The organism is Levilinea saccharolytica (assembly GCF_001306035.1).
GTDB lineage: Bacteria > Chloroflexota > Anaerolineae > Anaerolineales > Anaerolineaceae > Levilinea > Levilinea saccharolytica.
In genome coordinates this window covers 249,945-272,036 of the sequence record NZ_LGCM01000065.1, presented here as the reverse complement: position 1 = coordinate 272,036, position 22,092 = coordinate 249,945, and the positions used below count along the sequence as shown (strand labels likewise).

Here is a 22,092-nt window from a genome sequence, read left to right as displayed (position 1 = left end):
CGGTCAAACTCCTTTATGGTAGGTTTGAAGAAGGATAGACTACGCCCGTACGCATCAATCCTCGCCAGGCGCGGAGGCTTTCCAATTGTCTGCCAGGGCTTCCAGCCGCTCCAGGCGTTGGGTCGTGCGCAGCGAACGCTGCATCAGGCGTCCCGCGGTGAAGAGCAGCAGGCTCAGCGCCACCGTCCACAGGGCTGCCGCCACCGCAGCGGTGGTGAGGGCCGGCCGCAGCAGGCCCATCAGAATCTGGCTCAAGGCTTCACCCCCCAGAACAAACAGGCCCATCAGCCGGTTGGGCAAAGAGGCGGCAAACTGCACCAAACCCCACACCAAAACAGCCCCACCCGCCAGGTTAGCCCCCGCGAAGCCGTACAGCACCCAGGCCAACACCTCCATCAGCGCATCAGAAGCTCTGCGTGAACCCGCCATGCTTACACCTCCTGACCCTGCTCCACCGCAGAGGGCTGCGCCGCGCCTTTTTGCGCCCGCTCGCGCCGGTCCACGCGGTACGCCAACACAGCCAGCACAGCCGAAACCACAATCAACCCGGCGGCGATGCGGTAAGTGCCCGCCACGGCAGCCGCCATGGCCAGGGGCGGGGCAGTTGTGGCGTCCGTCCCCGCGGGCAGCCCGCCCAGGGCCAGCGCCTGTGCGCTGAACAGGGCTGCCATCAGCGGCAGGCCGGTGGTGTTGCCCAGGGTGCGCGAAAGCACCATCAGCCCCGAGGCGATCCCCAGGCGTTCTTTGGGAACCGATCCCATGATGGCGCTGTTATTGGGCGATTGGAACATGCCCATGCCGATACCGACCGGGGCCATGCGCACAATGAAGCCCCACAGGCCCACCTCCACCGTCAGGGTAGACATGGCCAGGCAGCCGCCGATGATGATCACCAGACCGATCAGGCTGATGACCCGCGAGCCAAAACGGTCCGAAAGCCAGCCCGCCACCGGCGCCACCACCCCCATCGCCACCGGAAAAGACATCAGCATCAGCCCCACCTGTTGGGCGGGGTAGCCTTTCACCAGTTCCAGGAAAAAGGGCAGCACAAACGAAGCCGGCAGCACCACAAACACCAGAAAAGCCATCAGCAAATTCAGGCTGAACAGGCGGTTGCGAAACAGGCTGAGGTCAATCATGGGCTGGTCGCGGCGCGATTCCACTGCAATGAGCGCGGTGAATCCCAGGGCCGCCGCGCCCAGCACCCCCAGCGTCAGGGGAGCGCCAAAGCCCACCCGCTGCCCCAGGGTCATGCCGAAGGCGTAGCAGGCCAGGGTGATGAATAAGATCACCGCCCCCGCCGGGTCAAAACGCTGATTGGGCCGCGGATTGGAAGGAGCCACAAAGCGCGTCACCGCCAGGAAGGTGAGGATGCCCACGGGCACATTCACCAGGAAAACCGCCCGCCAGCCCACCAGGCCGATGAGCAGCCCCCCCAGGGGCGGCCCCACGGCGATGCCGATGGAGACGATGGAACCCATGATGCCCAGCGCACGCCCGCGCTCTTTGGCTGGAAAAGCCTCGGTCACCATCGCCATGCCCAGGGCCTGCATCATCGTGGCGCCCAGGCCTTGCAGGGCGCGCGCACCTATCAGCCAGCCGATGTTGTCGGCCAGCCCGCACAGCAGCGAGCTCAACGTGAAAAGCACCAGGCCGGTCAGGTAAATTTTGCGCTTATCGAGCATATCCCCCAGGCGCGCCGCGCTGAGGATCAGGGCGGTGAGCACCAGGGAATAGGACAGCACCACCCACTGTACGGTGGTGAAATCGGTATGAAAAACCTCCACCAGGGTCGGCAGGGATATGTTCACAATACTGGAGTCAAGGGTGGCCATGAAAACCCCCAGGCCCAGCCCCGAAAGGGCAAACCATTTGCGGTTGTCCGCCGGTGCGGAAGACGTCACTTGCATAGCACCTCTAAAGGGAAGGATAGGCCCATTATACGCCCAAACCCGGCCGGTTCCTGAAAAAATACCGCTTCCCCCAATCCAACCAGCCGCGGGGCTTACACCGGGGTCAGCAGCGCATCTTCTTCCCGCGCCTCCCAGGCCGCGCACAGCTGCCGCCAGCTTTGCTGGGCCTGGGCGGCCTCCACCGGCTGAAAGCGCACCCGTCCGCGCCCCGGCGGGCACTGCACCAGCAGCGGCAGGCTGGCGCGAGCCACCACCGCGATTTTGGTGTAGCCGCCCGTGGTTTGGCGGTCGGCCAGCAGCACAATTGGCTGCCCGTCGCCCGGAACCTGCACCGCGCCGCGCGCTAACCCTTCCGAAAGCATGTCCGCCGCGCCCGCGTGAATCAGCCTGGGCCCCGCCAGGCGGTAACCCATGCGGTCGCTGGCCGGCAGCACCTGATAGGAGGAATGGAAGAACACTTCCAGCGCCTGGGGTTGAAAGGCCTCGGCCTGCGGCCCCACCACGGCCTGCAGCACCGGCTCCAGGCTGTAGGCTGGGCGCGCACCTTCGGGCAGGCAGTCCCCCGCCCGCTCCCATGCGCCCAGAGAAGGCCGCCCCAGCGGCAGAATATCCCCCGCCTGCAGCGCCCTCCCCTGCACACCGCCGAACCCGCCGCGCAGATAGGTGGTCCGCGAGCCCAGCACCGGCGGCACATCCACGCCCCCCGCGAAGGCCAGCACCCCCCACACCCCCGGGGCGTTTTCGTCCGAAAGGGCGCTCAGCCCCACACGCTGCCCGCGCCGCACGCGCACCGCCATCCACAGCGGAAAACGGCGCCCCTCCACCACCAGGGCAAAACCTGCCCCGCCCGCAGCCGCCAGCGTATCGCGCCCGGCCCGCAGCAGCGGCCCCGCCCCCACACATTCCAGCGCGGCCGCATCGGGCGGGTTGCCCACCAGCCGGTTGGCCGCCGCCAGGGCAAATTCATCCATCGCCCCGCCCACCGGCACGCCAAAACGCTCCAGGCCCCAACGCCCCGCGTCCTGCACGGTGGTCAGGGTTCCCGCGTCCAGCACGCCCAGGCCCGCGGCGATCGCTTGAGCAGACATACGAGATTAAGCCGCCGGGTTCTGCTGCTGTTTTTTCGCCAGGCGTTCGTCAAAGCGCGCCTGATCAATAATAAAGCGCTCGTGTTCGCCCTCAGCAATTTTTTCCACGACGTCCCAGGCTTCCACCTTAAAGCGCGTGCGGCGGCCGTCCACTTCCAGCAGTTCAGCGCGGAAGCGCACCGCCATGCCCACCGGCGTGGCCGCCAGGTGGCGCACGTTCACCACCACCCCCACGCTGCTTTGCCCGGCCTGCAAATGCGGCAGGAGCACCTGATGGGCGGTGCGTTCCAGGTAGCCGATCATGCGCGGCGTACTCAGCACCAGCGGCAGGGTTTCGCCGCCCGAAGCGCGCGCGGTGTCCGTTTCCTGCACAATCAGGGTCGTTTCATGGGTCATTCCAAGTTCAAGGGGCATGAGGGTTCCTCCACAAAGGGTCAATTTGAAGAGATTATATCATCCGCGCTCGCGCAGGCGGCTGTGCAGTACCTGATCCACCCACTGCCCCTGGCGCAGCCAGGAGCGGCGCAAAACGCCCTCTTCCTGAAAACCCAGGCGCAGGGCCACCTTGCGGCTGCGCTCATTATCCGCCGCGCACAAAATCTCCAGCCGTTCCAGGCCCAGGTCGTCAAAGGCATGGGCGATGACCGCCTGCAGGCACTGCGTCACCAAGCCGCGGCCCTGGTAGTGCTGCCCCACCCAATAGCCCAGGCTGGCCTTGCGGTCGTTCCAATCCACACCGTGCAGGCTGACGCAGCCCGCCAGCGCCCCTCGCTGCCAAATCCCCGCGCGGAAGCCCTGATTGGCCGCCAAGCGGTCTAACCCGGCCTGAATGTACTCGCCCACATCCCCCTCGTCGAAAGGCTCCGCCAGCCAGGGCAGCTCCAGCCCCAGATGCTCGCGGTTCTCGGTAAAAAACGCGCACAGTTCCGCCGCGTGGCGCCGTTCGAATAATCGCATGACAATATCGGGTTCGATTTTAAACGTGAACACAGTCCCTCAACCCTTTCTGCTTGGAATCAGTCCTCCGCGCCGCTCAAGGCGCGGGCGGGCTTTTTTTCTTCGGTTTCGCTTTCAAGGCCGCTTTTTGCAGGTTTTCCTGCACGCGAAATTCCACGATGCGGCGGATCAGCTCCAGCGGCAGGGGCTGATCCAGGGGGAACTGCACCGAGCCTTTGGCGTTTTTGTACCCGGCCAGGGCCTCTTGAAAGGCTTCAATGCCGCTGGGGGTGGGGTACACACCGATGTGGGCTTTGTGGGCAGCAAAGTGGATCAAATTCCCGTGCAGGGTAAAGGTGGGCATGCCGTAGGCCATCCTCTCCTCGGCCTGCGGCGCCGCTGCGCGGATGGTTGCGCGCAGCTCCTGCAATACCCGCTGCACCGCCTCTGGAAATGAGGCGATGTAATCATCTATATTGTCAAAACGTACGGATGCGTTTTCCATTTTCCCTTTCCTCAGCGCTGCGCGCCGCGCAGCATGGCTTCCCAGGCCTGTTCCACATCTTTTTGGGTGATGCGCCAGTTGGTCAGCGAGGCGCGCACCGCCGGCACGCCTGCGTAGACCGTGGGGGTCAAATACACGCCGCCGTCCGCCTGCAGCCCGCGCAGATAGCGGCGCACACCTTCCATCGGAACGCAGCCCGCCCCGTCTGCCAGGGCAAAGCACACCCCGTTCAGCCGCACCGGCGCCAACAGGTGAAATTCCCGCGCCCCCTCAATCTGCGCTCCCAGCCACTGCGCCAGCGCGCACAGCCGTTCCACCATCTCGGCGTATCCCTGTTTCCCATAGGCGGTCAGCGTGAACCAGCTGGGCAAGGCCCGCAGGCGGCGCGAATTTTCCGGCGTGAGGTGAATGTATTGGTCCGCGCGCACCTGCGCATCCAGATAGGCCGCCGCGTTTTGGAAAACCTCGGCCTGCAAATCGGTGCGGCGGGTGAACTGCATGGCCGCGTCGTAGGGCACATTCAGGAACTTGTGAGCGTCAATGGTGATCGAATCGGCGGCTTCCAAGCCCTCCACCAGCGGCGCATAGCGCGGCGAACAGGCCGCGAAGCCGCCAAAGGCCGCGTCCACATGCAGCCAAAAGGGGTAGCGCGCGCGCAGCGCGGCTGCGGCTCGCAGGTCGTCAAAATCCACCGTGTTCACCGTGCCGGCGTTGGCCACCACCACGCAGGGCCGCCCCTCCTGGCGCTTCAGGTGCTCTTCCAGGCGGCCCACGTCCGCGGCCTCGCGCCCCGGCAGGCAGGGTGTCAGCGTCAGCGCCTCGCGCCCCATCCCCAGCATGGCCAGGGCTTTATACACGCTGGAATGCGGGCAGGCGCTGAACACGCGCAGCGGTTCCAGGCCCCACAGCCCCTGCGCAGCGCAGTCCACCCCCAGCTGATGCCCCGCCCATTGGCGGCCCAGGGCCAGCCCCACAAAATTGGCCATGGTGGCGCCGGTGACAAAGGCCCCCGAAAATTCGTCCGGCAGGCCAAACAACTGGCGCAGCAGGCCGATGGTTTCCAGCTCAATCTGCGGGGCGATGCTCTCATCCGACCCCACCGTGTTCTGGTCGTACACGCTCACCAGCCAGTCGCCCGCCAGGGCCGCCGGGGTCACCCCGCCGGTCACCAGGCCGTAATAGCGGGGACCGGCGCTGCCGCTGAGCCAGGGGGCAAAGCGCGCCTTGAATTCCTCCAGGCTGCCCAGCGCGCCCAGGCCCTCTTCCGGCAGTTGGGCTGCTTCCAGGCGCGGCGCGCACACCCCCGCGGGCCGCGCCTCGATCTGCGCCAAAAAGCGCGCGGCTTCGGCCAGCGTCTCCGCCAGAACGGCGTCCATCTGGGCAGCATCCTGAGCTAAAGGTGTGTGCATGTGCGTATCATAGCATGATTCCCCCGTCTCAGCCCCGCGGAGCGGCAATAAAAAATCGAAACCATTGTAAAATGAAGCCAACCCACCCGCCCATCCCACGCGGCGGCATCTGGATCGGAGCGCCCCATGCCCATACCCGAAAGCTGGCTTCCTGCGCTGGAAAGCGAAACCACCAAGCCCTATTACCAGCAGCTGTATCAATTCATCGGCGAAGAGCGCCGCAAATACAAGGTCTATCCGCCTGGGCCGGATGTGTTTAACGCCCTGCGCTATACGCCCTTCGAGCGTGTGCGCGTGGTGGTCATCGGCCAGGATCCCTACCATGACGAAAATCAGGCCCACGGGCTGTCTTTCTCGGTGCAGCCGGGGGTGCCCATCCCCCCTTCCCTGGGCAACATCTACAAAGAGCTGCAAACGGACGTCGGCTTTCGCGTGCCCAACCACGGCTGCCTGATCCCCTGGGCCGAACAGGGCGTGCTGCTGCTCAATGCCGTGCTGACTGTACGCGCCCACCAGGCCAATTCGCACCAGGGCAAAGGCTGGGAAACCTTCACAGACGCCGTGCTGCGCACGGTCAACGCCAAAACCAGCCGGGTGGTATTTTTGCTGTGGGGCAGTTACGCTCAGCGCAAGGCCGAAGGCATTGACCCCACCCGCCACACCGTGCTCAAGGCCCCCCACCCCTCGCCGCTTTCCGCCAGCCGCGGGTTCTTTGGCTGCCGCCACTTTTCCAAGACCAACGCAGCGCTAACCGCCGCCGGGCTGCCGCCCATTGACTGGCAGCTCCCCGACCTGTAACCTTCGGCGGCTAAACCTTCAGCCAGCCGCGAAAGCCGCGCACGCCGTAGTACGAATCCGCGCCGTTGTGATACACGAACACACGCCCAAAGCGGCGGTCGCCAAACAGCGCCCCGCCCAATTTGCGCACCTCCGGCGGGGTCAGCAGCCAGCTGGAGGTTTTGGTATCAAATTCTCCCAGGCTTTGCAGGTGGGCAAAATCCGCCTCGCTCAGCAGGGTGATGCCCATGCTCTCTGCCATCTCCACGGCGCTGCTTTCCGGCGGAAACTTCTTGCGACCCTCGCGCGCCTCGCCATCGTAACACAGGTTTCTGCGGCCCGCTGGGGTTTCGGCGGAGCAGTCGAAGAAGAGCATTGCGCCCGTGGCCGCGTCCGCGCCCACCACGTCCGGCTCGCCGCCGGTGATTTCCATGCCGTGCAGCGCGCGCAGCGAATCGGGCTGGGCCTCCAGGCGGGCCTGCACTTCCGCCCAGGTCAGGCCTGGGTGGCGCGCCGGGTGGCGTTCAAAACGGGTTTTCAAGGTGTTCAGCAGCGCCGCGCGCTGCGCTTCGGACCAGGTTTGTTCAAGGGGAGTGTCCATCGTTGTTTTTCCTGAGGTGTGTGCCGATCGGTTAATATCGGATGATTTTTATCTGATTTCAACTGTCTTTATTATACCCACCCCCCGGTGCTTTTCAAGGCGCAAAACGAGCGGACAACGCCATCGCGCGCTGTGCGGCACATCCGTGGAGGCTGCACAACGCGCGATGTTCACTTCATGGAGGGCCGCAGTACGCGGCACACGCTGATTACTGACCGGATGCGGCCGAAGCTGCCAGATTCTCCTTGCGCCCGGGCAGGATAATGCGCCGATAGGCAAAACTGATGGACCAGATCATCAGCAGCGCGGCAAAAACCCCCGGCGCCCAACGGCCCAAAGAACCCAACAGAAAGCCGCCGACCGACGGCGCAATCACGCGGGTGAAGGCTTCCAGCGAGGAGGCGATCCCCAGGATCCCCCCAACTTCATCCCGCCCCACCGATTTGCTGATGCTGCTTTGCAGTACCGTGTTCAACACACCGCCGGAAAGCGCCAGGGGCAGCATGACGATCAGCAGCATCCACAGCTGCGCGGTGAAGGCCCAGGCCAGCAGCGCAAAAGCCATCAGCCACAGCGCGTTGATCATCAGCCAGTTTTCCCGGAAGCGGCGGGTCAGCGCCCCAATCAATCCCGCCTGGGTGATCACCGAAAGGATGCCGACATACGCCAGCACAAAGCCCGTGGAGCGAGAGCTGAGGCCGATGGACTGGGCATACAGGGAGAAGATGGTCTGGAAAGTGGCAAAAGCCATCCCATAAAAAAGGCGCACATGCAGCAGAGGGCCCACCTTCGGGCGGTTGAGCGCCTGCAGCAAGGCGTTGAATGTGAAGGGCGGGCGTTTCTGCAGGGCCATCGCCGCGCGCTGCTCGGAGGTCAGGCTTTCGGGCAGGAAGAAAAAGATGGCCAACCAGTTCAACATGGATACACCGGCAGCCACAAAAGCCGGAACGTTGTACCCCCACTGGCTGAGCGCACCGCCCGCAGCCGGGCCGATGATAAAGCCCAGCCCAAACGCAGCGCCGATCATGCCCAGGCCTTTGGCACGGTTTTGTTCATCGGTGATATCGGTGATATAGGCCTGGGCAACAGAGATGTTACCGCCCGTCAGCCCGTCCAGAATGCGGCTTAAAAACAGCACCCCAAGGATGATCCAATTCACGGCTTGCGGCGCCGTGAACCCGGCGATCCAGCGGCCAAGCGGGGCGGCCAGGCCTAACAGCAGAAAACCCAGGAAGGTGCCCGCCACCGAAAGCAGCAGCACCGGGCGGCGGCCGATCCGGTCGGATAGGCGGCCCAACAGCGGCGCCCCTGCCAGCTGAGCCGCCGCATAAGAAGCCACCAACAGCCCCACCACCGCGGCGGTGGCGCCGAAAGATTCGGCATAATAGGGCAGCAGCGGCAGGATCAGGCTGAAGCCCAACAGATCCACAAAGACAATCAAGAAAATCGTCAGTAAGCGTGAGTTTTTCATAGGGTTTCCTATTCAACATCCCTTAAGAATATGAAGTGCGGTTGGTTTGTGGCCCGTTCAGTTTTGGCATGCCCATTTCAATTGAGCCCGGCCTGAAGGGTGAATCCATCAGCCGTCACCACAACCTCTACGCTTATACTGCGCCGCAGAAATGAAGTATAGCTTTTGTATAACCTTTTTTGCGGTCAGCACATAAAAAAACACCCCCTTTCCAGCCGGAGCGGGGGTGTTCCTAAAAAACCTGCGGATTAACTTTCCATTCGTTCCGCCAGCAGCCGGAAGGCCTGCGCCACCTGCTGCTTTTCCGCGCCGGTCAGTCGCGCGCTGAAGCGGGCAATCCATTCGTTGCGCGCGGCGATGCTCTCCGCGGCCAACTGCCGGCCCGGCTCGGTCAGGTGCACGCGCCGCACCCGCCGGTCGGCCGGATCTTCCACCCGCTCCACCCAGCCCTGCCGCACCATGCGTTCAATCAACTGGCTGGCCCCCGCCGGGGAAAGGTCCAGCACGCGGGTGAAGGCCAACACCTCACACGGCCCGCGGTAATAGAGCTGGTACAGAACGTTGATCTGCGCCATCGAGAGGCCTTTCAGGTGCATAAAGCCCATCAGATCCTGGAGCGAAATGCGCATCAGGTGCGCTGTGCCGTCCAGCAAGCTCTGTGAAAATTCTTCGGTTTCCATACGCGGCCTCTCCCTTCCGGTGCCAGAATTGACAGAAAACCTCAACAGGATTATAGTTAACACCAGTGAATAATATGTATGGATGAATTATATCCAATGGGAGCGAATATGGGTACTCTGGATGGAAAAATAGCGGTGATTACGGGCAGCACGCGCGGCATCGGCCTGGCAATTGCAGAAGCCTATGCCCGCGAAGGCGCGGCGGTGGTGATCTCCTCCCGTACGCAGGCGGCGGTGGACGCGGCCGTCCAGCGCTTGCAGGCAGCGGGATACCGGGCGGCCGGCCTGGCCTGTGATGTCTCGCAGCCGGAGCAGGTCTCGGCGCTGGCCCAACTGGCGGTGCAGACCTTTGGCAAGGTGGACATCTGGTTCAACAACGCCGGGCTCGAAACGGCTTACGGCCCCACCATGAGCTATTCCGCGGAAGATTTCACCAAAGTGGTGCAGACCAACATCCTGGGGGTTTATCACGGCTCACGAACCGCCCTGCAGCTGTTCCTGCCCCAACGCTCCGGCAAACTGATCAACATGGTCGGGAAGGGCTATAAAAGCCCGGCCCCCTACCAAAACGCCTACGGGGCTTCCAAAGCCTGGGTGCTGTCCTTCACCAAGGCGCTGGCGCAGGAGTACGCCGACAGCGGCGTGGACATCCTTAATTTCAGCCCCGGCATGGTCATCACCGACATGCTCACCCAGTTCGATGTCGTCCAGGGCCATGAACACCGCCTGAAGGCCTTTCCCGCAGTGCTGCGCATTCTGGGCCGCAAACCAGATTACCCGGCCCGTAAGGCGGTCTGGGCGGCTTCGTCCGCCACCGACGGCAAGACCGGCCTGCTGGTCAACAGCTTTTCTTTGGGCGTCGTGTTACAGGGCTTATTCAAAGAAATCATCCGCCTCATCGCCCGCCGCCCCTCAGATCTTCCCGAAATTCACATGCGCAGCGTGCCGCCGGTGGAATAAGTTCCCCTCCGGCTCGATTATTGGTATGAAAAGCGCCCTCATGCATTGGGGGCGCTTTGGATTCTGACAGAGGATGGGCCTTACTTTAGCTCGTCCAGCAGGCGGCGTTCACCTTCCAGCTTGCGGATCTCGGTGACGTCCTGGGTCACTTCCAGCGTCCCCTGAAATTTGCCCTGGGGACTGCGCACCGCAAAGTAGCGGATATGGATGAAGCGGCTGCCCTGCTCCGGTTTGGTCTGGATCCAAAATTCAGCCGTGTCGCGCAGCCCAGCGCGGAAATCTTCCAGAATCTGGTAGACGATGTGCACGCTGTCGGGGTGGTGGCAGCTCATCACGTTGCGCCCGATCACGTCCGGGGTGCGCTCAAAAATGCGGTGCGGCCCGCCCGAATAGAAGCGCACATCGTTGCCCTCATCCACAAAGGTCACGTCCACCGGCAGGTGGGTGAAGACCGAAACAATCTGCTCCAGGGTCATGGCGCCCACCTGCATGGGCAGGTAGTTGGCGTTTTGCTCTTCGCCCGCGGCGTTTGTAATTTCAGGTTTTGTCATCCAATTTCTCCCATTTGGGTCTGCAAAAATCGGCGGCCCGCCCTCCGCAATGTGAATTGTATCACACAGCGCTGTCTGGGGGATGACCCTGGGCGGCGAAAGCGGGGTGAAAAACCGCCGTCCCCTGGGGATAGTGCCCGTCAAACGACAGCGCGAAAAAGACCTCCGGCGGCACGCCCTCATGCCCCAGCCCGGGAACGTTGACGAACCCGAACTTGGGGTAATACTCCGGATGCCCCACCAGGCAGCACCCGCGGGCGTGCAGGCCGCGCAGCCGCGCCAGCCCTTCACGGATCAGGGCCTGGCCGACCCCCTGGCGCTGAAATTCGGGCAGCACCGACACCGGCCCTAACCCGTACCAGCCCGGCGTGCCGTCGGAAAGCACCACCGGGGAAAAAGCGATGTGCCCAATCAGGCGGCCGTCCAGCTCGGCCACCAGAGAGACGGCCAGCGCGCCCGCGGCGCGCAGCGTCTCGACGATGAAATGTTCCGTAATATTTTCAGATTTCAGGGTGGCAAAGGCGGCCTCGGTGACCTCCCCGATGGCCTGAATATCCGCCGGGGTCTCATTGCGCAGGATTAGATGATCCAACATACCGCTTCCTTTCGTCAAAAATCAGCGCAGCCGGGGGAGCACCCCGCCGGTCTGGCGCATGTAAGCGCGGTAGGACTCGCCAAAGGTGTCCAGCATCATCTTTTCCTCGGCGCGCACGCGCAGGAAGTAAAAGGGGATGAAAAACACCAGGTCCAAAGGCCCGGCCAGCCAGTTTTGCAGCAGCAGAATTTGGGCGATGACCCACAGCCACTGGCTGGCGTACATGGGGTGGCGGATCAGGCCGTAAATGCCGCCCGTCACCAGGCTGTGCTCCTGGAAGATCTCCAGCGACGGCGACCAGTTGGCTTTCAAATCGCGGTGGGCACGGATGAACACGAACAGCGCCCCCGCCAAAATCACCACCCCGGCCCAGCCCATCCACCCCGGCAGGGTGTAATTGGCAAAATCCAGCCAGGGGGTCAGCGCGTACACCAGCGGCAGGAAGAACATGAACACCGAGAGCAGGCCCAGCAGAATTTTCTCGGTGGCCGACACGCGCGAATCCACTTTGACGCTGCTTTTCCAGGTCTTGCGCAGCGGGGCGCGCACCCCCATTTCAACGAACAGTCCCAGCCAGTAAGCGATTTTGAAGAAGGTCATACGGTCTCCATGCTTTGATTATAGGCCGAGTGAGGGAAAGTGGGGGATTCGGCTGGTGTTCAATCAGGCGAGAAAGGGTTGCATTACGCGGTTTTGATGTGTACTGTTCGAGGCTGACTTCAGCCGTCTTGATGGAGATTAATGAGGAGTGGCAGATTGGAAAAAAATATTGTTCTGGCAAGTCATTTTATTGGAAAAGAACGATGGATGTTTCTGACTCGAATTTATGGAAAAAGATTTACGCGATCAAGAGAATAAATATAAATGGTGGACAATTACAAATAGTGATCCTTTGCTTGTAACTGGAGCAAGTGATTGATATGGAAGGTGGACTTGGATAATGTTTTTGATTTTTCAAAAGCTACAAGTTCCCGCCAATCAAGTTCACACTTTGCTAAGTTGTGGATACTGGAATACTACATTAAGGAAAAAACAAACGCCAAATAGATTCAATCGTCTGAATCGAGATTACGCCTGTCCAAATGAGAATTACTACGATTATTATTAGCCAACCGACAATTATTGACGTAGATTCTTTTGCGTCACTACGTCCAAAAATATCTAGAGCAAATTGTCCAAAATGTTTAGGGGATGTCAAAACAGATATCCAAATTTTTTGACGAGTGATTGGCGGGTGCTGCCTTTCTTGACTCATTGGCGATACAACCCCATCAAGTAAATTTCGAACATCAATATAATCATTTAATTTATCAACAAAATGTTTAAAATCTTTGCGACTTTCTAGGTTGAGAAGTAATTTGTAAGTGACAAAAATATCAGGATGACCAGGAATTGGTACTTGCTCTGTTACTTCTAGTCCGGGAATGGTTTCGTGAATTGCTTTAAGTTGTGAGCGAATCTGTTGTAAGGCATCCCTCTTAAGACCGTCGCCTTCAATTTCTATAGTTATTCTTGATAAATCATAATCTGCTTTAACTCTTATACGTCGGTCATCAACAATGAGAACAACTCCATTCCTCCAGACTGTATTTTTACTTATTAATGGGTGCATCCTAACAATGAAACGCGATAATATGCTGCTCGGAAGCACACTATATTGATACTGAAAGGTCAATGCATTTTGCCAATCACCAGTATCAGGTTCATCCTTCCGTAATAGATCTGGTATTAAGTATTGATTGGCGTCATTGTCAAAAGGATAACATAATTCAAATTTTTGCATAATATCAATAATAAAGGTATATTGAGATCGGGAATATACGCTTGGCGGTAGTATACTTTCCAGATCTTTCAAACTCAAAATGCCATAAGTTTGAAACAGTGAATTGGAATTAATAATTTGGTAAACACCATTTGTAACCCATTCGGGATCTAAAATACCTAATTCTTGTAGACGAGGTTCTTCTTGAAAATAGATCATCGTTCCTAAATCGTGCAAGAATCCAATAAGTGTATGTTGATCTGTAACGGATGAAACTCCTTCTTTCATACAGATTTTCTTGTATTCATCATAAGGTAAATAGCTTTTACCCAAGGCAGAAAGTTTATCCTTGATATCAAACCACTTTTTCGGTACCAAATCAAAAATGTGAGATAAATTCGCAATTTCTTGAGAAATTGCCTCCTTCAATTTCGAAATACCACTATTGTCAATACAAGAAGTATCAATAATTGCTTTTACTTGGGGATATTTATTGAGCAAACCACGTCTATCAATGTCAAATGAGTGCTGATCAATTTTATTACCGACAATTATTACAGGTGAGTTTCCACCAAAAGAACGAATTATTTTTAACCAGTAATCTAATTTGTTATCTGACTCCGAGTTTCTTGCATTACATACTAGCAAATAAAGTGAGCGTTTTGTGAGAAAAAATTGATGCGTAGCGTGCATGATCTCTTGTCCACCAAAATCCCATATGTTGAGACTTATGGTTTCGGACAATTCTCTGTTTTCTGGCTGTACATCAACTCGCCATTTTGTAATTCCAATGCCATTTGTTTTGCCTTCTTGTGGATTATATGTTCCATTTACCAAGCGATTTACTAGGGATGTTTTTCCTACTGAACCTTGTCCAACAAGTATGACCTTTGCTTCACGCAAGGGGAGTGTTTCGTTGGAAAAATAATAATCAAAAAGGCTAACGGCACTTGTAGACTTTGTGAGAATTTCAGGGGGAATACCAAGATTGCTCCCTTGAAGGTCGATTTGTTCTAATTTGAGTGCCCGTAATGATGAAGGTAATTGTTGAATTGGATTTCCTTTTAGGAAGAGACGTTTTAATTTTTTGAGGTTTCCGAGTTCCGTAGGAATATTCTCTATCTGGTTTCCGTTAGCATTTATCTCTACTAAATTAGTCAAATTTTGAATCTCAGCAGGTATACTTTTAATATTATTGTCTGAAATGTCCAACATATGGATACTTGTTAAAGTGCATATATCAAGGGGGAATTCATTTAGTTTTTTGCCCTTAAGGGACAAAAAGCCATGATTACCATCTTTTGCTTGCATTATTAGTTCGGCAACCGAATTTTCCATAATGGAATCACCCTTTTTTGTTGATGATTTTTGATAGATATCTACCAGAGGAATGAACGATCTTTTGAAGAGGGATCAAAAGAAGGTATAACAGGGATTCCATTACCCAAAAGGTAAAAAATATTGCTAAATTCCAAAGAAACAACAATAACCTTATGACATAGAATAGAATATAAAATAGAACAATTACTCCTGTGTGGATGTAATTCGCTGATAACATTAACGTAAGCATTAATGGGATTTGAAGGAAAGCCAAAGCATAATATGGGATTGTCGAATCTTTCATGGTCAACAACAACAAAACGATCAAGGTAAACCCAATACAAACTATTCTCAAAAATAATAACAGTTTCCTAATTCTCCCTCTGTTATGTGATGCGCTAGTAAAGCTGGTATTATTTAGGAGATCAGAAATATAGATTCCGTTAGATACTGCTATCCCAAAAGTATGAATCATTACACGATAGGTCATCTCTAATCTTAGAAATGAAGGAGGATTTTCTTCGATACCGATATTATTTAATGCTTCTGTAAGTTCCAAAGAGTTTACGTAAATCATTGCTAAAAATATTATAGTGCCTAACGTGCTACCGACTATCTTTTCAATTTTAATTTGATTGGCAATTAATGGCTCATCTGTTTTTGCAATGTCAAGCGTGGAGATATTATTTGCAATTACTTCCCAACTTGTATTCTTATTTATGCGCTCATTGATTTCCAAATCAGTAGCGTCGAAATATTTCACAATTTGGGCAAAGGGGGCCACAATTAAATTCGATACCCTTAGAGAAGCCTCCTGATATAATGTTCGTATTTTTGAAAAAGATCTTTCAAAATCCTCGCGGCTGAACATGGCAACCAATAGATAAATAAACAGAAAAATAATAACTATTTCTGTTAATGGCGAAAGATTAATTGTCATTTAGCCCCTCGTTTAATAACATTGATATTTCTGAACAACCAACCTAACTATTAATTATACAGACTTTCGATGTTGATCGCGTAGCTCTTTTTCTATAAATTCGAGTCAGAAACATCCATCGTTCTTTTCCAATAGAATGACTTGCCAGAACAATACTTTTTTCCAATCCGCCACACCTCATTAATCTCCATCAAGACGGCTGAAATCAGCCTCGGACAGTACACCTTATTTGTACTCTAGTGAATCAAGCCTAACATTGTGATCCTACAAAAACCTCAGCTTTGTTCCGTCCGGAAAGACGCGTCTTCGACTTCTGGTAGAAGCATCAATAAGAATTCCTCCATTATCTTCCATTGGAACCAGAACCTTCTTTTTCAAGTGTCCTGTGTGAAAGTCTGTCTGATCAGATGCAACAAAATCCATAACATCTTCGATCTTGACCCATCCTTTTCCCGAAAAGCTTTTTCGTAAGGCGTCCCTTAATTGGGAAAAATCGGTGAAATCTGGACTTAAGGGAAGCTGACCTATATTGGAAGAACAGAACTTGAAGTTTCCAAACGGGGCGACCTTCCAGATTGCCTGCTTCATACAGTCACAACCTTTATTAGAATGTGTACCAAAGAATATCGCGTAAACTAATCTTTGCCCTTCATACAACTCAAAATGAACCACATTCTTTGCACCTGCTTGTCGAAGTTGCGCTTCGTATAAGTCGTAAAAAAATTTCTTCCGAATCGCTGGATCAGAAATCTTGATTCCAGTACGCCACAAAGGTGTGCCAAAAAGCGTATCCAAGTGCTTCTCGAATTCTGGTGTGCATTTGAAACGATTGATCGCTTCATACATAAGCGTTATATACACCTCGGACTTAGGATTCTGAAGGATTCGCTGAATGACGGACATTGGTGTACCTGAGACACCAAAAGGATCAAGCATGACAAAAGCAGGATCAAATCGTGTTGCCTGGGCATCCAACTGATCTAGTGCTTGCGTCATCGTTTCGTCAAAAACTCCATTGATGACATTGATGGAACATTTCGGAGGTAAGCATAGATTTGATGACGAAGTTAGTTTCTCTAGGTGTTTGGCCCTCTCTTGGTTTTCTTCAATGAACATAAAGACAACCTCGGACGAGATTAAATTCTTCGCCCGATGATCGGCCAACGCCTTTAGTGCGATCATTGGCGAGCCATCTTCACCGCCCTGGTACTGGCCTGGCCCTGCAAAGCCGTCGATAATCAAAATACGCTGGTTTTTTTGTCCGAGGATCGGAAACCAGGCATTGAGATAATTACGAAGAACCGAATGCTTACCCAATGTATGTGGATCGAGCGGCCAGAGTATCGTTTTTGGTTCCATTGATGCATTTCCCCTATTCGTCAGGTGTTGATAGCATACGATCAAATTTTGGTGTTGGAAATTCATGCCAGACGACCCCATCTAATGCAGCATCTTCTCCCCCCTTTTTGCCACGCCTCCCCCCAAACTGCTTAAAGAAAAACGGAACATGATTTGTAATGCACTGATCTCGAATTTCAGTAGCCCATTCAACTTCCATCTTCCTTGCGTGCACGCCCGATTCGCCGCCAACGATGACCCAATCGATCCCAGACAAGTTTACATGCGAGATGGATCCAAGAAGCGGCTCAAAACTAATAAAGCGGACGGCTGCGGGAACAGTCTGGAGGTATTGGATTCGAGATTTTTGTTCCTCAGACTCCACGCTGACGCCAACCCATATATTGGGTGACCAGGTAAGTCTAGGACTCAGTTCTACGAGCCGTTCTGAACGTTTGGTCAGTAACTGAAACGTATGACGCTTCTCAGTTACCATTACTTTGAATACCTGATCAATGAATTCAAATGGAACTTGCTCGTGAAACAGGTCGCTCATGGAACAGGTAAATATCTTTCTGGGTGTTTTCCAACGGGCTGGTTCATTTAACTTGTCGGGACGCATCCGAATCTGAAAGCCCAGTTCAAAAGGATGTCCCTTAATACCCACGAATCTTTTGGTGATTGCCTCTGCATAGCAATTCTTACAACCTGGGCTTATCTTAGAGCAGCCAATTATTGGATTCCAGGTCGAATCTGTCCATTCAATAGAGGTACGATAACTCATAATAAGATAGCTTCCTTCAATCCCCTGATTATGAATCTCTCAGCACACTTTGAGTCAAAATTTCTCTCACCCCACCCCTTCATTATACAATCATCGGCCGGGTCAAGGGGGCAAAAAACGCCGCGCACCCCTCTGCGCGGCGTCTCCGGATCCAAAAAAGCCGCCAGGCTGGCGGCTTTTCGGTTCAAATTCCATCTCTATTGCGTGTACGTCCCTTGCACGTCCCGGCAATAGGTTATTCCTTCAGGCGTGTGCACCAGGATGTACACATGTGCGTCGTGGACAGGCGTCTTTGCCAGGAAGGCCTGCGCGCTGGCGGCGTCTGGAGCGGTGTAGATCTGATAGATAAAAGTCGCCCCCAGTTCCGGCGCCTCGATGCGTTCCTCGCGATCAAACACCACATCCCCCGATGGTTTCGTGGGGCGTTTCCCGGCAGGAGAAACATCGGTCTTTTCCATTTTCATAGCGATTCCCTGCGCAGCCCGAACCGCAGCGCCTTGATGAGCCAGAAAATGGGCTTTCACCACCGCCGAAAAATTCGCAAAATCGTCCACCGCGCTTTCTGGGATCAGGAGGGGCGCCTTGGGCGGCAGCAGTTTAATCGTGAGGGCTTTTTGTTTCTGAATTTCCTGATAAACAGCCTCCACCGCTTCAACTTCAGCCCAGGCAGCCGCTTGCCTGACGAGCATTCCCAATCCGATGATCTCTATCCCATCCGCGTTGAGGGTGACCGTCGGCGGATTATTGAGAAGGCTGGTCAGCACCAAAAAATACCCCAGACCTCCGCACACAAGCAGGATCGCCAGGCTGCCGAGGACGGTGCTGAAGGAGAAATTCAGGATCATGTTGGCGACGGCCGCAACGATGCCAAAGATAAAAAATAGCGATAAGCCTATAAAGACACAGCCGATCTTTTTCTTGCGCAGCGCAAATTTCGTTTCCTGCATGCCAACCTCCCTTCAAGAATTCATGATGAAATGAATCAACAAATAGAGTATACAGACACCGCCAGGGCGAATCAATCCTGTTCCCCAATTCCAGCGTCAAAACAAAGCGCCCTCCTGCACGGAAGGCGCTTGCCTGGGGTCAACCCCGGTAAAAAACCGGCGCGTTCACGCCGCGGGTGTGCCGTTTTCCGGCAGGCTCACGGCGGGCTGCGCCCACAAAATCCCCAGGATAACGATGCCCCCCACCGGAACCAGCAGGAACAGCTGCCACCACGGGCTCTTGCCGATATCGTTCAGCCGCCGCACCCTTGACAAAATCTCAAAGGGTAGTAAGATATGTCTTGTATATCTTACTTATCTTGCGAGGATCTGCTCATGCCCAACCCTCCCGACAGTAAACGCTTCTACGGCGCCATCACGGTCAGCGACCGCGGGCAAGTCGTCATCCCCGCCGAGGCCCGCCGCGATTTCAACATCCAGGTCGGCGACAAGCTGCTCGTCCTGGGCGATCTGGAACAGGGCCTGGCCCTCATCAAAGCCTCAGCCCTGCTGGAGCGCAGCCCCGAATTCTTCCAGTTCCTGCTGGGCGGCCGCCCGCCGGAACCCCCCACCCCACCTTCAGAACAGGAGTGACCCGCTCATGGACGCTCTCACCGTCAGCCATTTAGAAAAACGCTACCCCAGCTTTCACCTGCGGGACGTCTCTTTCCGCGTGCAGCCTGGGCGCATCATGGGTTTCATCGGGCGCAACGGCGCCGGGAAAACCACTACCCTCAAATCCATCCTCAACCTGGTGCACCCCGACAGCGGCGCCGTGCAGTTCTTCGGCCTGGATATGCCCGCCCACGAGTTCGCCATCAAACAGCGCACCGCCTGCATCTTCGGCGCCGCCAACTATTACCCCCAAAGCGCGCTCAAAACCATCGCCGCGGTCTACCGCCGCTTTTACCCCACCTGGGATGAGCCCCTCTACCAGAGCTATCTCCAACGCTTCGGCCTCGACCCCAACAAGAAGATCCGGCAGCTCTCGCAGGGCATGAGCATCAAGTTCGCCCTCACGTTGGCCCTCTCGCACCACGCCGAGCTGCTCATCTTAGATGAACCCACCAGCGGCCTGGATCCCGTCTCGCGCGATGAGCTGCTGCACATCTTTGAGGACATCGTGGACCGCGAAGGCGCCAGCATTTTCTTCTCCACCCACATCACCTCCGACCTGGACAAGAACGCCGACAACATCACCTACATCCAGAACGGGCACATCATCGCCAGCGGCGACAAAGACGCCTTCGTGGCCTCCTACCGCAAGGTGGAAGGCCGCAGTGAAGACCTGCCCCCCGCCCTGAAAGAGCGCATCATCGGCTTGCACGAGCGCAAGGGCGAGTTCAGCGGGCTGCTGCGCGCCGCTGACGCCGCGGGGGCCAACGGTCTGGCCGTCACCCCCGCCGATCTGGAATCCATCATGGTTTGCACCGAAAGGGGCTAAGCGATGCTCAACTTGCTCTATAAAGAATGGAAACTGGCCGTGCATCCCACCGGCTACATCTTCCTCAGCATGGGGGCCATGCTGCTCATCCCCAATTACCCCTATGCCGTGGTGTTCTTTTACCAGACCCTGGGAATCTTCTTCACCTTCATGAACGGCGGCGCCACCAACGACGTCTTTTTCACCACCCTGCTGCCGGTGCGCAAACGGGACGTGGTTCAGGCCCGCCTGTTCACCGTGATCGCTCTGGAAGTGCTGCAAATCCTGCTGGCTGTGCCCTTTGCCGTGCTGCGCTGCCAGATCAGCCCCACCCAGAACCTGGCCGGGATGGACGCCAACGCCGCCCTGTTTGGGCTGGTGCTGGTCATGTTCGGTGTGTTCAACGTGGTCTTCCTGCCGCTCTTTTACCGCTCCGGCTATAAGACCGGCACGCCCTATCTGCTGGCCGTCCTGGCCATGACCGTGGTGGTGGTGGCCGCCGAGGCTGTCATTCAACTGACCCCCGCGCTTAAGCAGACTCTGGACACCACCGCCTACCACCCCCTGCAAATGGCGGTGCTGGCCGCCGGTGTGCTCCTCTATGCCGTGCTCAACCTGGCGGCCTACCGGCTTTCGGCCCGCAGCTTCGAGCGCCTCGATCTGTAGGTCTCAGACCACCTCCAGCATTTCGGCAAAACTCATGCCCGCGGCCGCTTCTGCCGCGGGTTTCATTTCTTCCCACAGGCCCAAAAAAGCATCCCTGCGCCGGTGCAGCTCTTCCACCGTGAAGGCCCGCAGGAGCATCACCTCCTGAATCCGTTCCGCAAAGCGGTCAGGCAGCCGCTCCAATTGGGCCGCGCAGTACAGCCGCCATTTCATATCCGCCACCAGGGCATCGTTGAGGCCGAAGAGCAGGTCGTAAAAATACAGCAGGCCCTGATCCACCATGTGGTGCGCACTGGTCAGGCTGCCGCGCTCCACCCACAACTGCGTCAGGCGGTTGACGTACCATTCGGAGAGGGTCAGCCCCGACATCACCAGCCATTTTCGCTCCTCCGCGCGCAAAGGCACCTTCTCGGCGATCAGCCGCGCCGCCGCGCCCTGGGGGTCGTGGTAGACCTGCGCATGGGCGTAGGTCCAGCGCCGCGGCATGTCCCACTCGCTGGTCAGCTCATCCTCGTAATCCGAAAGCCACACCTGAATTTCAAAGCCGTCCACATGGTAAAACTTGTCCTTCAGGGGCAGATCCGTGCCGCGCCGCTTGAAAATGGCGATATCAATATCCGCCGCCGGGTCAAAATAGCCGCGCGCCACCGCGCCCAAAAAGACAATCCCCACCACGCCTTCCATCCGCAAAGGGTCGGCAAAGGTCTGGGCCGTCTGCCGGGCTTTGGCCAGCAGGGCTGGGTCTGAAGACGGAATCGAAAACAGGGAAGTCATCGTCACCCTCCACACGCGGCCGCACCGCGCTCGCTCAGCCCGCCCAGCGGCGCGCCGCCCAACCATACAGGCCTTCGCCCAGGCGGTGCATCCCCAGCAGCAACGGCCCGGCCAGCACAGCGGCCGCCAAAAAATACAGCAGCAAGGTAGGCAGCGTCACCACCCCCGCCGCCAGCAGCCGTGTGAACAAAAGCCCCCCATAGGGCAGCACCAGCAGCCCAGAGGTCAGCAGCGAGGGCACATAGCGGCGCAGCGCCGCCGCCTGACCGATGTGCAGGAAACCGTGCAGGAAGAACAGGCTGCTGGCGGTCAGGAACAATGGGTAAAAATGGAACTGCACCGCCAAAAAAGAGGCCGCCGCCGTCAGGGCAAAGATCAGGCCGATGGGGAAGGCAAATTGCAGCGTGGATTTGTGCAGCACGGTGTGCAGCTGGGCCTCGGCCCAGGGCGGCACCCGGCCGTGGACACGCTCCAAAATGCTCCCGGCGTTCTTTTTCAGCCAGGGTTCAAACAGCAGCAGTTCCTCAAAGTCGTGCAGCATGAAGACAATGGGGAACCACAGCACCAGGCGTTCAATCTCCACGGGCATATCCGCTCCTCCGATCAGCCCATT

26 protein-coding genes are annotated in these 22,092 nt (G+C 56.5%); 5 read left to right on the top strand and 21 right to left on the bottom strand.

Going from position 1 to position 22,092, the window contains the following annotated elements; all coding sequences use genetic code 11:
- Positions 1-54 precede the first annotated feature (54 nt).
- The 7 genes from ADN01_RS18505 to ADN01_RS18475 form a co-directional block, all read right to left on the bottom strand.
- Entirely contained in the window at positions 55-429 is a 375-nt protein-coding gene (locus ADN01_RS18505; protein ID WP_062417205.1) for a hypothetical protein, read from the bottom strand.
- A gap of 2 nt (positions 430-431) precedes the next feature.
- Positions 432-1,910: an MFS transporter gene (locus tag ADN01_RS18500; RefSeq protein WP_062417204.1), complete on the bottom strand. Its 1,479-nt coding sequence runs from the start codon at positions 1,908-1,910 to the stop codon at positions 432-434.
- 95 nt (positions 1,911-2,005) lie between these two features.
- Positions 2,006-3,001 carry a 5-oxoprolinase subunit C family protein gene (locus ADN01_RS18495; RefSeq protein WP_062417203.1) on the bottom strand — a complete coding sequence of 332 codons (996 nt, stop codon included), beginning with the start codon at positions 2,999-3,001 and terminating at the stop codon, positions 2,006-2,008.
- 6 nt (positions 3,002-3,007) lie between these two features.
- Positions 3,008-3,415, bottom strand: coding sequence for a thioesterase family protein (locus ADN01_RS18490; RefSeq protein ID WP_062417202.1), 408 nt, complete (start codon positions 3,413-3,415; stop codon positions 3,008-3,010).
- 39 nt (positions 3,416-3,454) lie between these two features.
- Entirely contained in the window at positions 3,455-3,958 is a 504-nt protein-coding gene (locus tag ADN01_RS18485; RefSeq protein WP_147238977.1) for a GNAT family N-acetyltransferase, read from the bottom strand.
- A 76-nt stretch (positions 3,959-4,034) separates the two neighbouring features.
- Positions 4,035-4,442 (bottom strand): iron chaperone, encoded by a 408-nt coding sequence (locus ADN01_RS18480; protein WP_062417200.1) that lies wholly within the window; start codon positions 4,440-4,442, stop codon positions 4,035-4,037.
- 11 nt (positions 4,443-4,453) lie between these two features.
- Positions 4,454-5,851 (bottom strand): pyridoxal phosphate-dependent decarboxylase family protein, encoded by a 1,398-nt coding sequence (locus tag ADN01_RS18475; protein ID WP_062417199.1) that lies wholly within the window; start codon positions 5,849-5,851, stop codon positions 4,454-4,456.
- 126 nt (positions 5,852-5,977) lie between these two features.
- Between ADN01_RS18475 and ung the strand changes: the two genes are divergently transcribed.
- On the top strand, positions 5,978-6,649 hold the full coding sequence (ung, locus tag ADN01_RS18470; protein ID WP_062417198.1) for a uracil-DNA glycosylase: 672 nt from the start codon (positions 5,978-5,980) through the stop codon (positions 6,647-6,649).
- 10 nt (positions 6,650-6,659) lie between these two features.
- Here ung and ADN01_RS18465 read toward each other — a convergent pair whose 3' ends face one another.
- The 3 genes from ADN01_RS18465 to ADN01_RS18455 all read right to left on the bottom strand — a co-directional run bounded on the left by ADN01_RS18465 (position 6,660) and on the right by ADN01_RS18455 (position 9,380).
- Positions 6,660-7,229 (bottom strand): DUF4256 domain-containing protein, encoded by a 570-nt coding sequence (locus ADN01_RS18465; RefSeq protein ID WP_062417197.1) that lies wholly within the window; start codon positions 7,227-7,229, stop codon positions 6,660-6,662.
- A gap of 208 nt (positions 7,230-7,437) precedes the next feature.
- Entirely contained in the window at positions 7,438-8,700 is a 1,263-nt protein-coding gene (locus tag ADN01_RS18460) for an MFS transporter (RefSeq protein WP_062417196.1), read from the bottom strand.
- Positions 8,701-8,948: 248 nt separating this feature from the next.
- Positions 8,949-9,380 (bottom strand): MarR family winged helix-turn-helix transcriptional regulator, encoded by a 432-nt coding sequence (locus ADN01_RS18455; RefSeq protein ID WP_062417195.1) that lies wholly within the window; start codon positions 9,378-9,380, stop codon positions 8,949-8,951.
- Positions 9,381-9,488: 108 nt separating this feature from the next.
- Between ADN01_RS18455 and ADN01_RS18450 the strand changes: the two genes are divergently transcribed.
- Positions 9,489-10,340 carry an SDR family NAD(P)-dependent oxidoreductase gene (locus ADN01_RS18450; protein ID WP_160318468.1) on the top strand — a complete coding sequence of 284 codons (852 nt, stop codon included), beginning with the start codon at positions 9,489-9,491 and terminating at the stop codon, positions 10,338-10,340.
- 80 nt (positions 10,341-10,420) lie between these two features.
- Here the strand turns inward: ADN01_RS18450 and ADN01_RS18445 are convergent, their stop codons facing one another.
- The 9 genes from ADN01_RS18445 to ADN01_RS18405 all read right to left on the bottom strand — a co-directional run bounded on the left by ADN01_RS18445 (position 10,421) and on the right by ADN01_RS18405 (position 18,895).
- Positions 10,421-10,891 carry a PAS domain-containing protein gene (locus ADN01_RS18445; RefSeq protein WP_062417193.1) on the bottom strand — a complete coding sequence of 157 codons (471 nt, stop codon included), beginning with the start codon at positions 10,889-10,891 and terminating at the stop codon, positions 10,421-10,423.
- 61 nt (positions 10,892-10,952) lie between these two features.
- The gene (locus ADN01_RS18440; protein WP_062417192.1) at positions 10,953-11,486 is read right to left on the bottom strand and encodes a GNAT family N-acetyltransferase; all 534 of its coding nucleotides are present in this window, start codon (positions 11,484-11,486) and stop codon (positions 10,953-10,955) included.
- Positions 11,487-11,507: 21 nt separating this feature from the next.
- The gene (locus ADN01_RS18435; protein ID WP_062417191.1) at positions 11,508-12,086 is read right to left on the bottom strand and encodes a protein-S-isoprenylcysteine O-methyltransferase; all 579 of its coding nucleotides are present in this window, start codon (positions 12,084-12,086) and stop codon (positions 11,508-11,510) included.
- A 421-nt stretch (positions 12,087-12,507) separates the two neighbouring features.
- Positions 12,508-14,586 (bottom strand): COR domain-containing protein, encoded by a 2,079-nt coding sequence (locus ADN01_RS18430; RefSeq protein WP_075071341.1) that lies wholly within the window; start codon positions 14,584-14,586, stop codon positions 12,508-12,510.
- 7 nt (positions 14,587-14,593) lie between these two features.
- The gene (locus ADN01_RS18425) at positions 14,594-15,508 is read right to left on the bottom strand and encodes a hypothetical protein (RefSeq protein WP_062417190.1); all 915 of its coding nucleotides are present in this window, start codon (positions 15,506-15,508) and stop codon (positions 14,594-14,596) included.
- A gap of 264 nt (positions 15,509-15,772) precedes the next feature.
- Positions 15,773-16,867: a three-Cys-motif partner protein TcmP gene (locus ADN01_RS18420; RefSeq protein WP_062417189.1), complete on the bottom strand. Its 1,095-nt coding sequence runs from the start codon at positions 16,865-16,867 to the stop codon at positions 15,773-15,775.
- Between the two features lie 13 nt (positions 16,868-16,880).
- A complete protein-coding gene (locus tag ADN01_RS18415) occupies positions 16,881-17,630 on the bottom strand; it encodes a DUF5131 family protein (RefSeq protein ID WP_062417188.1) in 750 nt (249 codons plus the stop codon).
- Positions 17,631-17,827: 197 nt separating this feature from the next.
- Positions 17,828-18,577 carry a hypothetical protein gene (locus tag ADN01_RS18410; protein ID WP_062417187.1) on the bottom strand — a complete coding sequence of 250 codons (750 nt, stop codon included), beginning with the start codon at positions 18,575-18,577 and terminating at the stop codon, positions 17,828-17,830.
- Positions 18,578-18,742: 165 nt separating this feature from the next.
- Positions 18,743-18,895: a DUF805 domain-containing protein gene (locus tag ADN01_RS18405; protein ID WP_269082039.1), complete on the bottom strand. Its 153-nt coding sequence runs from the start codon at positions 18,893-18,895 to the stop codon at positions 18,743-18,745.
- Positions 18,896-18,952: 57 nt separating this feature from the next.
- Here ADN01_RS18405 and ADN01_RS18935 point away from each other — a divergent pair, with 57 nt between their 5' ends.
- Genes ADN01_RS18935 through ADN01_RS18390 form a run of 3 tightly spaced genes read left to right on the top strand, consistent with a single transcriptional unit; the run spans position 18,953 to position 20,705 of the window.
- Positions 18,953-19,210 carry an AbrB/MazE/SpoVT family DNA-binding domain-containing protein gene (locus ADN01_RS18935; protein WP_082142627.1) on the top strand — a complete coding sequence of 86 codons (258 nt, stop codon included), beginning with the start codon at positions 18,953-18,955 and terminating at the stop codon, positions 19,208-19,210.
- A gap of 7 nt (positions 19,211-19,217) precedes the next feature.
- Complete coding sequence (locus tag ADN01_RS18395) at positions 19,218-20,060, top strand: ABC transporter ATP-binding protein (protein WP_062417186.1); 843 nt, start codon at positions 19,218-19,220, stop codon at positions 20,058-20,060.
- Positions 20,061-20,063: 3 nt separating this feature from the next.
- Complete coding sequence (locus ADN01_RS18390; protein ID WP_062417185.1) at positions 20,064-20,705, top strand: ABC-2 transporter permease; 642 nt, start codon at positions 20,064-20,066, stop codon at positions 20,703-20,705.
- A 3-nt stretch (positions 20,706-20,708) separates the two neighbouring features.
- Here the strand turns inward: ADN01_RS18390 and ADN01_RS18385 are convergent, their stop codons facing one another.
- Positions 20,709-21,479 carry a hypothetical protein gene (locus ADN01_RS18385; protein WP_062417184.1) on the bottom strand — a complete coding sequence of 257 codons (771 nt, stop codon included), beginning with the start codon at positions 21,477-21,479 and terminating at the stop codon, positions 20,709-20,711.
- A 34-nt stretch (positions 21,480-21,513) separates the two neighbouring features.
- Positions 21,514-22,068 (bottom strand): HXXEE domain-containing protein, encoded by a 555-nt coding sequence (locus ADN01_RS18380; protein ID WP_062417183.1) that lies wholly within the window; start codon positions 22,066-22,068, stop codon positions 21,514-21,516.
- Positions 22,069-22,092 lie beyond the last annotated feature (24 nt).